Origin of the sequence: Paenibacillus medicaginis (assembly GCF_042138635.1) — a bacterium.
In the GTDB taxonomy this organism is placed as follows: domain Bacteria; phylum Bacillota; class Bacilli; order Paenibacillales; family Paenibacillaceae; genus Paenibacillus; species Paenibacillus medicaginis.
In genome coordinates this window covers 1-13,879 of record NZ_JBHIRY010000059.1, presented here as the reverse complement: position 1 = coordinate 13,879, position 13,879 = coordinate 1, and the positions used below count along the sequence as shown (strand labels likewise).

The window sequence follows — 13,879 nt, the reverse complement described above, 5'->3', positions numbered from 1 at the left end:
TTAAATGATACAAATCCGTAAACCTTGGAAATAGAGCAATGCTCTCCTTGCTGTCCCGGATCAAGTCGTGATAACGTTCCAGATCCTTCAATACCATCAGCCTGTATTTGTGCGCACTGGTCAGTATGCCCTTTCCTATGTTGCTAGACGCCCTGTTCAAAAACACCTTCATGCTGCCCAGGGCTCCCTCCAGATCATTCGTTCTGAGCAGCTCAATGCCCCAATAATAAAAGTATTCCGGATTTTCCGGACTCTCTGCCATGACTTGCTGAAGCAGCGTCCGATTGCGGCGTTTTTTATCCTGAGCATCTATATTCTTGAGCAGATATCCGTAATGATGGACGAGAATATCCACCTGACCGAGTTGCAGACCAGGATTACATCTCAACATACCGGGTAAAATCTGCTCATGAATCCGCCCTTCAAAGCGGTATTCCGGCCGATTCCGCACCATTCGGAGCAGATGAACATACTCCACCCCGCCCCATTCCATGTGATGACAGAATGCTAATTCAATACCCTCGATCTTCTGCTCACGGATGGTATCCCGAGAAAGTAATTCTTTGAGTTTGTCGGCCTCATCCACATTCATCTCTTCATCGGCATCCAACCAGAGGATCCAGTCTCCTTTTGCTTCCTCGAACCCGCGATTGCGGGCATCAGCAAAGCTGTCCTGCCATGGCATTTGTATGACTTTGGCTCCAAACGACTTGGCAATCGCCACCGTTTCATCCGTTGAGCCAGTATCCACAATAATGATCTCATCCACCATCCCCTGAACACTGCCAAGGCATTTCGGAAGATATTCTTCTTCATTCTTCACAATCATGCATAACGAGATACTGGGCTCTTCCATATCCCACCTCTTACTGAAATTCATGATCCCAAGTTCTCCCCTCTTCGGGGCAATAGATTCTTACAGGCACGGCCACCCTCCAAGAGCTGGTTGGATCTCTGAAGGGCGGCGTAGTTGTCTCCATCAGGTTTCTCACCTTGACCCGATGGGGAGCTGATGCTTTTTAGGTTAAGCTATTTTAATTACGTTAACCGATGTGAAATCAAACGTAGACGTTCCGAAATTAGAAGAGTTGACTTTCAGTACCAAATCACCACCTGATGCCCCCGATTCAATGATGGCACCTGCTGATAAATTAGCTCGAAAAGTAAGCGCCCCGGTGGGGTTGCTAAATGTAGAAGGAGTACCGGGTATAAGACCACCATTAAAGGTCATGCTTGCCCCACCATTACTACCTGGAGGAACCATAGCAGTAACATTATAGTCCACAGAGTACGTCTGGTTAGGAGCCAGGTGAATTGTGCCGTTTGCATTCTGTGTAATCGCTGTACCATTCTGTACAACATTTGTGAGTGGTAGTGTAACTGCAGTGGCACTATTCGTAGCAAATGGAGCCGCAGTATCTTGCAGATAATTCGCCGTCACGGCCGGAGCGGTAGGGCCTGTCATCCCCGTAGCACCAGTCATGCCTGTCACTCCGGTCACACCTGTGACGCCTGTTGCGCCTGTCGGGACGTCAATCTACAAGTACTCTGTAATGATTACTAATAAAATCAAGAGAAGTGCGCACTTTCGTTCTTTCCAGCAGCCGCGAACGTATCGAAAACGCACAAACGAGAACACAGTCTTCAGGAGTGCATTAACCGTCTGAAGAGTGGCGTAATGTTACTTAAATTCACAAGTGTCCCTGCCGGTGTGGACTGGTTAGACCCTGAACCAAGGATCTTAAGCATATTCAATGGTATAGCGGAAAGGGTAGGTTTGACGTTCCGGGCTCCTGGTGGACTGTTTCCGGATTTCCTCTGGCATGATTCGCACATAGTGGATGCGTTGGATCACTTGCTTCAGGATCTCGTTTCGCTGCCCGACCGGAAGGGATTGGAATGTCTCAAATGATCCCATGCGGTGTGTCTTACTATCCAGTGGGGGGAGCGTTGCGATGTCCCGGATTTGCTTTCGGATCTTGTCTCTGGCCTTCTGCAATACAGGATGTTGTTTCACTCGGGTATGTACTTTCTTTAGTTGCTTGTACGGCAATTTCCTGGCCAACGCGGGCCCTATGAGCTCCGTTTGCTCCTTTTCATTCTCCCGCAGCTGCTGTTCGATCAGCATCAGACGTTCGTGTAAATCCGTCAGGGTGCTTGTCCTCCCTTGCTGCTGCAGTAGCTCAGCCACCCGTTGCCCTTGGTATCTATGAATCTCGGTCAGCACTTCATGTTCAAGAATTTGCAGCCTTATTCCCTGGTTGGCGCATCTCGCTTTACTATGGTCTGGCAGCCTGTTTGCGCAAGCTTTAACGATCAAAGTTCCCTGCTGATTTTTCTGAACCTTGAGCTTTCTCCCGCAAATCCCGCAAAACAGCAGATCCTTCAGCAGGGTGTCTCCGATTTTGTCGGCCGGCCTCTCGCGGGTGAGAGTGGTCGCCCCCCCCCGATCCATTTTATCCCAATTCACTCGTTCCCACTCTTCTGTCGGAATGATCGCGGGATGAGCATCTTCCGTGACGATCGTCTCCACGATCTTGTAACGGTACACCTGGCCTTTCTTGATTCGCTTGCGATTACGGAACACCAGCGTTCCTTTGTACACCGGATTACTCAGAATCTGCTGGATGTTGGTGGGCTGGAAGTCGTGGAGCTGTTGGGTTTTGAGGCCATCCCTGTTCAGCCTGTCGGCAATCTTGCGGCAGCTGAGGCCTTGGAGGTACAGCCTGAATATGTAACGAACCATTCCAGCCTCAGGCTCGTACACTTCCAGCTTCCGCGTGTCCGGGTTGCGCCAGTAGCCGTATGCCGCCCTCCCGCTGACATGCTCTCCCCGCCGGGCCCGCTGCATTTTATTGACTTTCGTCCGGCGGCCGATCATCTCATACTCCATCGAGGCGTATAGGGAGCTAATATCATACAAATGACGGGAGGCCTCTGAACCCGCCAGGTCGAAGGTTTGCGTCGGCGTAATGATTTTCACATCATGCTCAATACATTCTTTTTTAATGATCTGGGAGATCAGCCCATTGCGGGACAGGCGGTCCAGCGATACGGCAAAAATGGCCTGGTAACGCCCAAGGTTGCGGAGCAGCTTCTGTAACTGAGGGCGGGCCTCCAACTGATGCTTTCCCCCGCTCACGATTTCTTCGTACACCTCAAAGGTGTAATCATGCTCGCGGCAAAATTCCGCCATCAGCTCACGGTGATTCTGAAGTGTGTCTTCATTCTCTCCTTTGGACCGTGATATGCGCAGGTAGAGTGCGCCGAATATTCCGGTATTCTCCTCTATACTGCTCACCCCCAGAGCCCGATTTTCAAGCTTGTCCTGCTCCACGTTGACATTCTATGTCTTACGTTTACGTTCTATGTCTACGTCTCACATCTCACGGTTACACATAAACGTAAACCAATGAAAGTCCTGCATATAATACGGCATCTGATATTTAAGCTTTCATGCTCATCGATACGCTGCCTCCCCACTTCATTCAAGAGAAAAAAAAGCGATTCATCCCCGACTTGTGAAGAAGGAGAATCCTCGCTTTCGTCAGATTAGTACCGGAGCACCAAGATATCAGCACATGCCAACTCACTTAAGCCAGCTTCATTTACAATGGCTTTATTGCACTTTAACCACACTTACTTGTGCGGCTCCAATCGATGTACTAGTGGTACCTCCGGCAAACAATCTTAAGTTAGGATTTACATTGCTATCTACAAGTACTGTATTAGTTAAAGTTACAAATTGATTTGCAGCAGCTCTGATCGTAGTAACACTACCAGCAACCCCTTGAAGACCCGCTGTTATTTGACCTGTAGAGTTTGCAGCCTGAACAGCGTAGCTAACCTGATAGAACTGATTAGGGGCTAGTGAAATAACATCACTCCCGTTATTCAGTTCATCATCAAGCCCCTGCCATTGACTCCCAGGAAGCCGATGCTATTCAGGTTAAGCCAGCTTTACTACATTAACAGCAGTTGTCTGAAAATTAACTGCTGGAACGCCAATAGTAGAACTTCTACCGTTCAGGCTCTCTCGGGTGTTCCCGCGCGGAGGCTGCTTGATCCATTCCACGTTCAAATTCCTGCAGTTGCTCTTTGAGCTTGTGGGCAATTAAGCCATGCAAAGTCCGCTCCAATCCTACGGTGCGTATCATCTGCAGATCCACTTCAAGCATTTTATCCGGATGTATCTTGCCGACGAGAATCTCTCCTAACCATTGTCGGCTTAATGGAACGGGTTGGTGTGTGCTTATGTATGATTTGTGATCCAGAAAGGGGTGCCGTTCCTTGTCCAAATCGACGTATGACGGGAAGGTGCGGCTGGTTCCTTTATCCAGGGAGGTTATCGGAAGCGCCACTACAGACTTGCCTGGCAAGTCCCGATCACTGCTATCGTGCATCATCACAAATTTGTGATAGCCCTCCAGGATGTAAGATGGACGTGGAGATTCTACAGAGTCTTTGATCGGTGGTACATAGGCACCAAAAACATCGCCGCGTTCAAATTCTGGCATGTACGGTCAGCTCCTGTATAAAATTAAGGGCCACAACTCAGGTGAGCTGCGGCCCTGTAAGAACAAGTGTTTATTCTCCATAAATGGAACGGGTCCGCTCTCTCAGGGTTTCCAATTTCATATTGCGCTCTACAATGTCACTTGTTTTCTCTGGATCACCGGTAAAGTGGAGGTAGTCCCAAATAGATACGCCAAGGCGATTTTCCATGGCTGCCATCGCACGTTCAAGAGAGCTCGTCTCTTTCGCTTCAACGCTGTTCGACTTCTTTGATGGGAAAGGAATTACGTTTGACATATTCATTCACCCCTTTGATGTTCATAACTCTATTGTACAGGATTCCCTGATTCGCACAAGCCTTTTAGACTGATTCCTAACCAGTAATGCAAACGCACCGATGGTTTACCACCATCGGTGTATAGACACGATATGCTCATTAAACTGCCGAAAAAATTAAGGAATGGCTGAATAATTCAATTGATTTTTCGGTCCACAACAATATATGATGGGGCGTCCTCCATCTGACAATCCCAAAAGCCTAAAGATTGAGATACGTGCCGATCAGGAAACAATCAGCACACTCGATGCTGCTGCTAAGAAGCTGAATATGACACGTTCGGATATCGTGCGCAAAGGGATTGAGAAGATCTACGACGATCTCCAATAATAAAGAAGGAAACAGCGTCAGCCCCGAGAAGAGCACCGCTGCTTCCTAACACGCAATCGCTCGAACAAGCAGACTGCATAAATATCCTACCATGTGCAGGAACTTCATTCAAGCGATGCGATGACCTTGTATGGGAGGATATATATGACAACGATTCTGACAACACGAAAGAACTGTTGCAGGCTTGCTTGGCTTTTCAGATCACATGACCCCTGTTGTGCCAAAGCCTCAAGCTCCCGAATCCGCTCCCAGCGCATTTCCGGCCCATTTGTAATACTCCCCGATCTCCAGGCATGTCATATACGTGCATATCCCGCTATGCCCGGATACCCCTCCTTGGACGGCCCGAGACTCAGCGCGATCCGCAAGCTGTCGATGGCCTGGTCGATTTCCCCCAGAGAGCCGTAGCCAATCGTCCTGAGGCGATACAGTTCCGTAAAGTCGGGAAAGAGGGCAAAACTCTCCATGTTGTCCCGGATCAATTCGGAATACCAGCCCAGCTTGGCCAAGGCGGTCAACCGGTGCTTACAGGCACTGACCAGCACCTGCTGTGGGGCATGATAGCTAGAGCAGAGTTATGTTTCAGTTCCATAGCAGGGAACCTGACCAAGTTAAGCCAGTCTAATTACACTCACACTTGCCATTAGTATGGGCTGTTATGGCCTTTCCATGCTGCTCTGTGATATCGGTAATGAAGTTAGACTAATTAAGGTCTACAGTCTCTACCCCAACATAATCCGCAAACTTTAAGAGACGCTTATCTTTAGACACAAGTATCAGATCATGTTGGATGCAAGTAGCTACCAGTACACCATCATTAGTCTTGCAGGGCCTCCCAAGTAACCTTTGTTCGTTAAGAAACTTCCCAGCGTAAAACGATAACTCGGCAGTCAGCGGTATGATTTCTGCCGTAGTCATAATACGTTCAATAGTTCTTATCACACCAGCATTCTCAGCACCATTCAAAACCTCCGCAATAACAATAACAGAGAATACCATATCTAAATCATTTGCAAAAAAAGCACGACAATTAAGGTCACTGCCCAATGCACCAATGACTATATTACTATCCACAAGATGCTTTTTAGAAGGATTGGAATTCTTCATCGGAATACTCATTCACGATCACCTTCAATAAAATCTAACATCCGTTTCTCCTGTTCGGGAGATAAAATACCTGCATTCTCCAGGATCATCCTGGAGACAGGATTTTTTATATGAGAGTAATCCTTCTCCTCTTCTTGTGATTTTTCAAAAACGGTCTTGTTCTCTAAATCAACCCCAGTTGGATTTTTATAACCGACTGACCGGAGAATCTCCCTGATCTGGCGAACCACATTCTCGTCTATCTTTTTAGCCATATAAAACACCTCCAATACTCATTGTCCTGACCATTAACAATTTCAATACGATTACACAAACTTTTGGAGCGTTGTAATACATAACTTCGTTTCGCTTTCGTGGCGCACGGCGGTCGGCTAGTCTCCCGGAAGGGAGGTGATGCTATGGAGGTTTTTCAAGCACTGTCATTGATGATTGCATTTGGAGCGTTAATTATAACGCTCATTGGTGTGATCGTTACGATAGTGATTGCTCTGAACCAACGGAAATAGACCGCCCCACGCAAGGATAACGGTCTATTTCCACTGATCAACCCTCGAACGGCCTACCGCCCTTAAAGCGGCTGTTGCCAACAGTAGGGATATCGACGCATCCTTCACTCTTTTTTTAGTGTATACTTCTTAACCTGATTTTATCACAAGCCAACGCAAGTATAAATAGTAGCTTGTAAAAGTATAACTGGCGTCCAATGCCCAGTGCAGGCATAGGCGATTTAGGTGATACTCCGGCGGGTCGTATTACCGTATAAATTTGTGAATCTCCTGATCGCTTTTGCCGTTCGGGAGATTTTGCATAAAAAAACGTATAGTGTCTCAGCCCCTAGACCTTCAAGTAGCTTGTAAAAGGTATGCTCACGATGCTTCCGGAATCCGGGGAGCAGGTGAAGCGCGTCTTGCTGCTGTATATGTAATAGTTCTTGCCGCAGCCATTCCCGGTGCGCCTGGAGCTTACGCAGCACTTCTTCTTCGAGCAATATCAGCCTCATGCCAGATTTCCGCATTTCTCCCCGCTGTCCGGCAGCAGATATTCACAGGGTTTAATGAGATACTTCCCGTTTCGCTTGCTCCCATTCGTCAGGGGCAATGATGGCCGGATGGGCATCGTCCGTGATGATGGTGTCCACCACCTTGAAGGTATACTCGCCATTCTCCTTCATATATTTGCGGTCATGCAGGACACGGTCTTCCAGCGAATTGCATAAATCGAAGGTCTTGTAACGGTACACCTGGCCTTTCTTGATTCGCTGGCGATTACGGAACACCAGCGTTCCTTTGTACACCGGATTACTCAGAATCTGCTGGATGTTGGTGGGCTGGAAGTCGTGGAGCTGTTGGGTTTTGAGGCCATCCCCGTTGAGCCTGTCGGCAATCTTGCGGCAGCTCATGCCTCTGAGGTACAGCTTGAAAATATAACGAACCATTCCAGCCTCAGGCTCGTACACTTCCAGCTTCCGCGTGTCCGGGTTGCGCCAGTAGCCGTATGCCGCCCTCCCGCTGACATGCTCTCCCCGCCGGACCCGCTGCATTTTATTGATTTTCGTGCGGCGGCCGATCATCTCATATTCCATCGAGGCGTATAACGAGCTGATATCATACAAGGTACGGGAGGCCTCTGAACCGGCCAGGTCAAAGACTTGCGTCGGCGTAATGATTTTCACATCATGCTCAATACATTCTTTTTTAATGATCTGGGAGATCAGCCCATTGCGGGACAGGCGGTCCAGCGATACGGCAAAAATGGCCTGGTAACGCCCAAGGTTGCGGAGCAGCTTCTGTAACTGAGGGCGGGCCTCCAACTGATGCTTTCCCCCGCTCACGATCTCTTCGTACACCTCAAAGGTGTATTCATGCTCGCGGCAAAATTCCTCCATCAGCTCACGGTGATTGCGAAGCGTGTCTTCATTCTCTCCTTTGGACCGTGATATGCGCAGATAGAGTGCGCCGAATATTCCGGTATTCCCCTCCATCTTGTGTACATCACTCCCATCGCCCACTCACACCTCTGTCTGAGTGCTGTATTACTCTACTCTATGAAATGAGTTGTGGATTATGACATAGAACAGCAGTATAAGAGAAACACCACTCATGATATAATAGTCTCATGATCTCGCCAAGGAATGAATTTTCCGCGTGCGAGGAAACATGGATACAATCGAATGCAATTGTTCAATAAATACGACATCGAGAAACGCACGCTTTTTTACTGGGGCAAACGCTACTCCAGCCAGTTGCAGGAAGGACAGCCCTACACGGAGCTCAAGAAATGTGTCACCATCAATATTTTAAACTTCTCGTTCATCAAGAACGACCGTTATCATAATGTGTTTCATCTGAGGGAAGACCATACTGGAATCGAGCTCATTGATGATATTGAAGTGCACGTCGTGGAATTGTCCAAGCTGGATGAACAGTCTGTTCCCACGGGGGAAGGGCTGGTCAATTGGCTGTTGTTCCTGAAAGGAGCCGACAAATCGAATTGGGAGGCGCTTACGATGAATGAACCCACCTTGAAAAAAGCCATGGATACGCTCGAGTTTCTCAGCCAGGACCGGGAGGCACGCCGACGTTATGAGGAACGGCAGAAGTACTTGCATGATGAAGCCTCCATGATCGAATGGGCTACGAGAAAAGGCATGACTGAAGGCCGGGCTGAGGGACGGGCTGAGGGACGGGCTGAGGGACGGGCTGAGGGGGAGGCCGAAGGAGGACAAAAGAAAGCCATAGAAATTGCCAGAAATATGCTCGCTTTAGGCATAGAGGTCCCCATCATCGCCAAAGCCAGCGGACTCTCTGAAGCCGTGGTACAATCGCTCAAATCCAACCTATAATTTCCATACCGTACGGCACAAACTATCTGAATCTATGATTCTCCCCTATACCATCAGGATAAGGCCAAGCCTGCAATACGGAAAGAACCTGTTGCAGGCTTTTAAGCTTAATAACCCGGTACTCTCCCCGTCTTCTGTTACCAGGATTTTCAGCCCCCAGAGCATGTACAAGAGATTCCACATTCCTTTGTGTTACAGGACTTTAAGCGTCATGAACGGGGTCGAATTGGATTCCATCAATGCAGTAATCGTAGATGAAGGACTTTATCTCTGTCGCATCGTTGGATTCATAATACTGCACCAGCAGGCCTGTAAAAGTACGTTGATGTTCAATTGGGATGGAGATGATGCCACAGCCTGAGGAGATCAGCATTTGATTGCCGGAGAGCATGGGCGTCTGCTTGTTGCCATCCAGAAACATTTGCTTTCTCATGAGGTAGAGCATGAGTGTGATGGCTTTATCCGTTGGATTTTCAATGGCTGTTATTTCCAAAAGTTCCTCTCGGATTTGAGCCGCCTGAACAATCAAATTGTCTCCGCCTACCAGTTGGTTGATTTTACAGATATAATTCAGGTCAATGGGATAATCAAGATTATCCAGTATAAATTGCCACGCGTGCTTCAAATTATTTACACCAACAACTTCGGCCACTTTAATGCCCGGAACGCTGATTCCGTTAAAAATAGCTTCCGTATCGGGATAGGTGACGGCGAAACCCTCAAGTTTTGCGCTCTTCCATATATAATCGATAATATTACGTTTTGCTACAAAGATATTTTGTTCGACGGTCATGTGGTATTTGGCTTGCATCATTCCGTAACCCCTTCTCCCGATTTTGTCAACAAGAATTATCATCATTATAGCTCGTTGCCCCGTAGCATACAAGAGAGCCGAGGCATCCTTGGGCGTTGACGGAAAGGGAATTGCGGATGAAGCACCCGACCCGAATTTCTTGGGGTTGCCGCGCCTGACCAACCGTATCAATGTATTGAATGACAGGTCAGACCAGCGGGAGCGAATTCGAAAGCGTCAATGCCGATAATGTATCCTAAAGTAGACTCTTATGCCTTACGGTACTTCCTATTCAATTCTCCCAAGCATACTGTACCAAAAACAGTTTCAGAGCGGAAGCACTCTCCTACCCGAAATCTTATAAATTCCAGTATATCAAAAAAAGGAGCCTAATTAGGCTCCTACTGCTTGTTCTTTGACTGCTTTCATGACATTTTCCAATACCCTGATCTCACGTTCGTTTATATAAGATTCACCGCAATGGTTACAGATGGTTGCTGGCACCTTCACATTCCCTATCTTTGGTAAGGGCATTTCGACTTCGCCTTTTCTCATGTCCTCGCTTTCGCAAGCCACACATTTCTGAACGCTCATGGTATCACGCTCCTTTTACCCATTATAGAACATAATATTCCAAAGCGTATTCTCTCTTTAACTTATAGGCCAATTCCTCCGTTCGATCCTCCATGGCTCCCGCTTCATTTTTCTTCATTTGCATCAACATGCCTTCCACCGCGCACCGCGCTCTGGATTCTGGATTCTATTCAGCTGCTCCAAGTAGCCTTTATGTTGATTGTAATGAGACCATCGTGCCATCTCAGCCAGAGCCCTGTAAAATCTTCAGAACTGCATCCTTAAACCGGGGGACAAACTCAGCAATTTCAATGGCATCTTCGAATGTGACAGGTATGGATTCATCGAAAGAATAATCAGCTAAATCACGCAACATATAAGCTCTATTATACATCTGTGCTAAACCCGCTGATATTTCTTGTCCTTCTTTGAACATGACTTTATTCACAAAGGTACGTACAAAAGTGTGCTTATTCCCAGCAACCCCTCTGTTTACCATAACAGCATTCACCAGATAAAAAACTGAGTAGTACAATTCCCTCAAACATCAAGAATAATCCCCTCCCTCACGATGTTATGTTGTAGGGAAGAAAGTTCGCCATCCCACTCGCCCAACAAGGAGGTGACAGCTGAAATGTGTTGTACACTATCATCATCAAGCAAAACCTCAAACAATGTATCAGAAACGATCTTACGAAACGGTGAGGCTTCTATATCTTTCCCTACAAACATAAGATCGAGATCAGAATCCTCCCTAAAGTCGCCTCTAGCTCTGGAACCAAATAATACAACTTGTTCTAAATCAACTTTATCAGAAAGTTTTACAATCAATTTTCTAACCGTACATATTTCTTCTTGCGTCAGTGCTGGAATCTCATCAATTTTTAATCTGGTTATAGTGTTGAGGCCAGGTCTGGAGAAATTTGCAGATACTTCATTCTTTTCAAAATCTAACACGGAAGGATGTGTGTAACCATAATTTTTAAGCAAATCTTTAATTTGTCTCACAACAGATTCATCTACTTTATATATTGCCAACTTAGCACCTCCCATAGATCAATATTATTCATGATCAGCGATTAACTCCTTTCATCTTTAATATATCACCCTATCCAGGTTCTTACACAGGCGATGCCTACTGAAGGAATGTTGAGCATTCTTCTCGGTTAACCTGCCGAAAAAAGTAGAGCGTGGCTGAATGATTCGATTGACTTATCGGTCCAACAATAATATATTATTGTTGGACCGATAAGTGGGGTGAAGCGATGTCGTCCAAAAAGATGGGGCGTCCTCTATCTGACAATCCCAAAAGCATAACGATCAAGATACGTATCGATCAGGAAGTCATGAGCAAGCTCGAGGCTTCTGCCGAGAAGCTTAATACGTCACGTTCGCATATCGTGCGCCAAGGGATTGAGAAGATCTACGACGATCTCCAAAAATAAAGAAGGAAGCAGCGTGAGTCCCGAAAAGATACTCGCTACTTCCTACCACGCAACCGCTTGAATAAGCAGACTGCATAAATATCCTACCATGTGCAGGAACCTCATTCAAGCGCTGCGATGATCTTTTATGGGAGGATGACTATGAAAACGATTCTGGAGGCCTTGTACCGCGGGCAGCTTCATCCCGATGAGGCGATTGTGCCGTCTCATCCTGAATACCGACGCTTAAGCCGACAAATGGTGGTACAGACGGAACAATGGCGAGACCGATTAGGTGAAGAAGCATTTCGTGAGCTTGAGGAATATTTTGACCTGTGTGACAGCGTCAATAGCATGCATGTTGAAGCTGCTTTTCTGCATGGATTCAGGCTTGGAGCCAACTTGATGATCGAAGTCTCGAGCAAACGTGAGGAATGGCTTCAGGATGCAACTGCGGGCTTGTCATGATGATACACTAACAACTTGTTGACTGTCCTGTATGCGGAAATAAAATTCGGAAAATAATCGACTACCCGGTCCGCTCGTAATGAGCGGGCTATTTTTGTGCGATAAACAGTTGCACCATTAATGGGAGAATTTCCAATAGGGGTGTTGTTGCTCCTGCTACGTACGGAACATAATTTTGAGAATTTCAACCGCCTTCTGTTGATCGGTCTCGCTCTGGTTCTGTAGCAGCGCTGCAGCTTCCAGAACCGCGTCGCTCATCTCAATGCCCTTATGGTCACCGTCAGATAACAGTGCGGATAAGCTCACTTCCAGCGCATTCGCTATTTTTTCAAGCGTGTGTATTTTAACATTATATTCTCCCCGCTCGATTTTGCCGATGTAGGAAAAATTCGTGCCGACCAATTCCGCAAGCTGTTCCTGTGTTAATGCTTTCAATTTCCGATACTGACGGATTTTACGGCCAATCCTTGTTAAAGTTTGCTCCATGTCAACGCTCCACTGTCTCTTTTATTAACTAAAGTGTAGACAACTGGAGACAAATAATTCAGGTATATACATGGACAGTTAAATTATTTTATTGTCTGTTAATGGACTATTTTGTATAATTAAATCAACGGCAGTCGAAGATCCAGCCATAATGATCAGCGAAGAACAGTCTTGCACCTACAGGCTGTTCTTTTTTCATTCCGGTACATCTACGCTATTTTGAGAGGGAGAAGACCATGGAGAAGCTGAAGCAGGAAATCGAGCTGAAAAGATGTGAAATGGAGATTCTCGCGGTTGAAAAAGGCTTCCTTGCTCCGGAGGTGCTACAAAAATCTCAAGAGCTGGACCAACTGATCAACCAGTTTTACCAAAATACTGTATCCTTGAGAAATGAAAAGACACAGACCATGGAATTTAGCACTCGCTTACCTTGATCTGCCACTCCTCCATAGAATGAATTAAAGGGTTGAAATGGATGCAGGAAACCCGCTTGTTCTATGTCTACTCAGGTGTTCAGCAATGTAGTACATACTTCTTACCGTGATTGGTCTTTCATCCAACGGATCATGAATGGCCGCCCTTCAGGATTTGTATATACACTGAAGGATGGTGCGCCTGGCTGCTCAGTGAGGTTTCCAGGCGGAGGCTACATAGGCGCTGATGCACCCGATTGAACGATGGCACTTGCCGCTAAAGCAGCACCTATAGGTACATTAGTTTGGTTTCAGCGGTCTGGAAGGGCTGTCGAATGCATTCTGTCGTTACGTTCGCTGTACATTGCCTCTGTCGATCATTGGCGACGGCCATCAGACAAGCCAAGAAAATAATATCTCATTTTCTGGTTGTTATCAGATGTTATTCAGAAGCATCCAACTTTGAACGATATTTCGTACAATTGTCCGGGGGATATGCTCGCGCGGCTCTCGGTTGGTAGAGTAAAGGGCTGGGTTTGCCAACCCCTCCTCATCAAACCGTACGTGCGGTTTTCCCGCATACGGCTTTCC

Annotated in this window: 18 protein-coding genes and 1 pseudogene; 5 read left to right on the top strand and 14 right to left on the bottom strand. The window is 46.9% G+C overall.

The window, feature by feature from the left end; translation table 11 throughout:
* The 8 genes from ACE5LO_RS27255 to ACE5LO_RS27215 all read right to left on the bottom strand — a co-directional run.
* On the bottom strand, positions 1-880 hold an 880-nt coding region (locus ACE5LO_RS27255), incomplete at its 3' end, for a glycosyltransferase (protein WP_375523055.1).
* Positions 881-1,024: 144 nt separating this feature from the next.
* Positions 1,025-1,483 carry a hypothetical protein gene (locus ACE5LO_RS27250; RefSeq protein WP_375523054.1) on the bottom strand — a complete coding sequence of 153 codons (459 nt, stop codon included), beginning with the start codon at positions 1,481-1,483 and terminating at the stop codon, positions 1,025-1,027.
* 258 nt (positions 1,484-1,741) lie between these two features.
* On the bottom strand, positions 1,742-3,337 hold the full coding sequence (locus ACE5LO_RS27245; RefSeq protein WP_375523053.1) for a recombinase family protein: 1,596 nt from the start codon (positions 3,335-3,337) through the stop codon (positions 1,742-1,744).
* A gap of 682 nt (positions 3,338-4,019) precedes the next feature.
* Entirely contained in the window at positions 4,020-4,517 is a 498-nt protein-coding gene (locus ACE5LO_RS27240) for a hypothetical protein (RefSeq protein ID WP_375523052.1), read from the bottom strand.
* A gap of 70 nt (positions 4,518-4,587) precedes the next feature.
* Positions 4,588-4,812, bottom strand: a complete 225-nt coding sequence (locus ACE5LO_RS27235; protein WP_375523051.1) for a hypothetical protein — start codon at positions 4,810-4,812, stop codon at positions 4,588-4,590.
* A 666-nt stretch (positions 4,813-5,478) separates the two neighbouring features.
* Entirely contained in the window at positions 5,479-5,700 is a 222-nt protein-coding gene (locus tag ACE5LO_RS27225) for a hypothetical protein (RefSeq protein WP_375523049.1), read from the bottom strand.
* Between the two features lie 184 nt (positions 5,701-5,884).
* On the bottom strand, positions 5,885-6,301 hold the full coding sequence (locus ACE5LO_RS27220; protein ID WP_375523048.1) for a type II toxin-antitoxin system VapC family toxin: 417 nt from the start codon (positions 6,299-6,301) through the stop codon (positions 5,885-5,887).
* A complete protein-coding gene (locus tag ACE5LO_RS27215; protein ID WP_375523047.1) occupies positions 6,298-6,543 on the bottom strand; it encodes a hypothetical protein in 246 nt (81 codons plus the stop codon). Before ACE5LO_RS27215 ends, ACE5LO_RS27220 begins: the two co-directional genes overlap by 4 nt.
* Positions 6,544-6,687: 144 nt before the next feature.
* On the opposite strand from ACE5LO_RS27215, the gene ACE5LO_RS27210 reads away from it, so the two are divergent.
* On the top strand, positions 6,688-6,795 hold the full coding sequence (locus ACE5LO_RS27210; protein WP_375523046.1) for a putative holin-like toxin: 108 nt from the start codon (positions 6,688-6,690) through the stop codon (positions 6,793-6,795).
* 545 nt (positions 6,796-7,340) lie between these two features.
* Here ACE5LO_RS27210 and ACE5LO_RS27205 read toward each other — a convergent pair.
* A complete protein-coding gene (locus tag ACE5LO_RS27205; protein WP_375523045.1) occupies positions 7,341-8,270 on the bottom strand; it encodes a recombinase family protein in 930 nt (309 codons plus the stop codon).
* A gap of 189 nt (positions 8,271-8,459) precedes the next feature.
* Between ACE5LO_RS27205 and ACE5LO_RS27200 the strand changes: the two are divergent.
* Positions 8,460-9,131: pseudogene (locus tag ACE5LO_RS27200) on the top strand (Rpn family recombination-promoting nuclease/putative transposase); the annotation flags it as partial.
* 202 nt (positions 9,132-9,333) lie between these two features.
* Here the strand turns inward: ACE5LO_RS27200 and ACE5LO_RS27195 are convergent.
* The 4 genes from ACE5LO_RS27195 to ACE5LO_RS27180 form a co-directional block, all read right to left on the bottom strand.
* Entirely contained in the window at positions 9,334-9,945 is a 612-nt protein-coding gene (locus ACE5LO_RS27195; protein ID WP_375523044.1) for a cell filamentation protein Fic, read from the bottom strand.
* Positions 9,946-10,317: 372 nt separating this feature from the next.
* Positions 10,318-10,518, bottom strand: coding sequence for a type II toxin-antitoxin system MqsA family antitoxin (locus tag ACE5LO_RS27190; protein ID WP_375358130.1), 201 nt, complete (start codon positions 10,516-10,518; stop codon positions 10,318-10,320).
* Between the two features lie 223 nt (positions 10,519-10,741).
* Entirely contained in the window at positions 10,742-10,996 is a 255-nt protein-coding gene (locus ACE5LO_RS27185; protein WP_375523043.1) for a hypothetical protein, read from the bottom strand.
* A gap of 41 nt (positions 10,997-11,037) precedes the next feature.
* The gene (locus tag ACE5LO_RS27180; protein WP_375523042.1) at positions 11,038-11,535 is read right to left on the bottom strand and encodes a nucleotidyltransferase family protein; all 498 of its coding nucleotides are present in this window, start codon (positions 11,533-11,535) and stop codon (positions 11,038-11,040) included.
* 227 nt (positions 11,536-11,762) lie between these two features.
* Here ACE5LO_RS27180 and ACE5LO_RS27175 point away from each other — a divergent pair, with 227 nt between their 5' ends.
* Positions 11,763-11,942, top strand: a complete 180-nt coding sequence (locus tag ACE5LO_RS27175; protein WP_375523041.1) for a ribbon-helix-helix protein, CopG family — start codon at positions 11,763-11,765, stop codon at positions 11,940-11,942.
* 141 nt (positions 11,943-12,083) lie between these two features.
* Entirely contained in the window at positions 12,084-12,389 is a 306-nt protein-coding gene (locus ACE5LO_RS27170) for a DUF6809 family protein (protein ID WP_375523040.1), read from the top strand.
* A gap of 156 nt (positions 12,390-12,545) precedes the next feature.
* Here the strand turns inward: ACE5LO_RS27170 and ACE5LO_RS27165 are convergent, their stop codons facing one another.
* Positions 12,546-12,875 (bottom strand): helix-turn-helix domain-containing protein, encoded by a 330-nt coding sequence (locus ACE5LO_RS27165; RefSeq protein WP_375523039.1) that lies wholly within the window; start codon positions 12,873-12,875, stop codon positions 12,546-12,548.
* A 236-nt stretch (positions 12,876-13,111) separates the two neighbouring features.
* Between ACE5LO_RS27165 and ACE5LO_RS27160 the strand changes: the two genes are divergently transcribed.
* A complete protein-coding gene (locus ACE5LO_RS27160) occupies positions 13,112-13,309 on the top strand; it encodes a Spo0E family sporulation regulatory protein-aspartic acid phosphatase (protein WP_375523038.1) in 198 nt (65 codons plus the stop codon).
* The last annotated feature ends 570 nt before the right edge of the window (positions 13,310-13,879 follow it).

What these genes read in the sequence shown, in the direction of transcription:
- ACE5LO_RS27170 (WP_375523040.1), top strand. Translation starts at nt 12,084, where the DNA reads ATGAAAACGATTCTGGAGGCCTTGTACCGCGGGCAGCTTCATCCCGAT.
- ACE5LO_RS27250 (WP_375523054.1), bottom strand. Translation starts at nt 1,483, where the DNA reads ATGACTGGTGCTACGGGGATGACAGGCCCTACCGCTCCGGCCGTGACG.
- ACE5LO_RS27160 (WP_375523038.1), top strand. Translation starts at nt 13,112, where the DNA reads ATGGAGAAGCTGAAGCAGGAAATCGAGCTGAAAAGATGTGAAATGGAG.
- ACE5LO_RS27235 (WP_375523051.1), bottom strand. Translation starts at nt 4,812, where the DNA reads ATGTCAAACGTAATTCCTTTCCCATCAAAGAAGTCGAACAGCGTTGAA.
- ACE5LO_RS27215 (WP_375523047.1), bottom strand. Translation starts at nt 6,543, where the DNA reads ATGGCTAAAAAGATAGACGAGAATGTGGTTCGCCAGATCAGGGAGATT.
- ACE5LO_RS27190 (WP_375358130.1), bottom strand. Translation starts at nt 10,518, where the DNA reads ATGAGCGTTCAGAAATGTGTGGCTTGCGAAAGCGAGGACATGAGAAAA.
- ACE5LO_RS27210 (WP_375523046.1), top strand. Translation starts at nt 6,688, where the DNA reads ATGGAGGTTTTTCAAGCACTGTCATTGATGATTGCATTTGGAGCGTTA.
- ACE5LO_RS27165 (WP_375523039.1), bottom strand. Translation starts at nt 12,875, where the DNA reads ATGGAGCAAACTTTAACAAGGATTGGCCGTAAAATCCGTCAGTATCGG.
- ACE5LO_RS27240 (WP_375523052.1), bottom strand. Translation starts at nt 4,517, where the DNA reads ATGCCAGAATTTGAACGCGGCGATGTTTTTGGTGCCTATGTACCACCG.
- ACE5LO_RS27185 (WP_375523043.1), bottom strand. Translation starts at nt 10,996, where the DNA reads ATGGTAAACAGAGGGGTTGCTGGGAATAAGCACACTTTTGTACGTACC.
- ACE5LO_RS27220 (WP_375523048.1), bottom strand. Translation starts at nt 6,301, where the DNA reads ATGAGTATTCCGATGAAGAATTCCAATCCTTCTAAAAAGCATCTTGTG.
- ACE5LO_RS27205 (WP_375523045.1), bottom strand. Translation starts at nt 8,270, where the DNA reads ATGGAGGGGAATACCGGAATATTCGGCGCACTCTATCTGCGCATATCA.
- ACE5LO_RS27175 (WP_375523041.1), top strand. Translation starts at nt 11,763, where the DNA reads ATGTCGTCCAAAAAGATGGGGCGTCCTCTATCTGACAATCCCAAAAGC.
- ACE5LO_RS27195 (WP_375523044.1), bottom strand. Translation starts at nt 9,945, where the DNA reads ATGATGCAAGCCAAATACCACATGACCGTCGAACAAAATATCTTTGTA.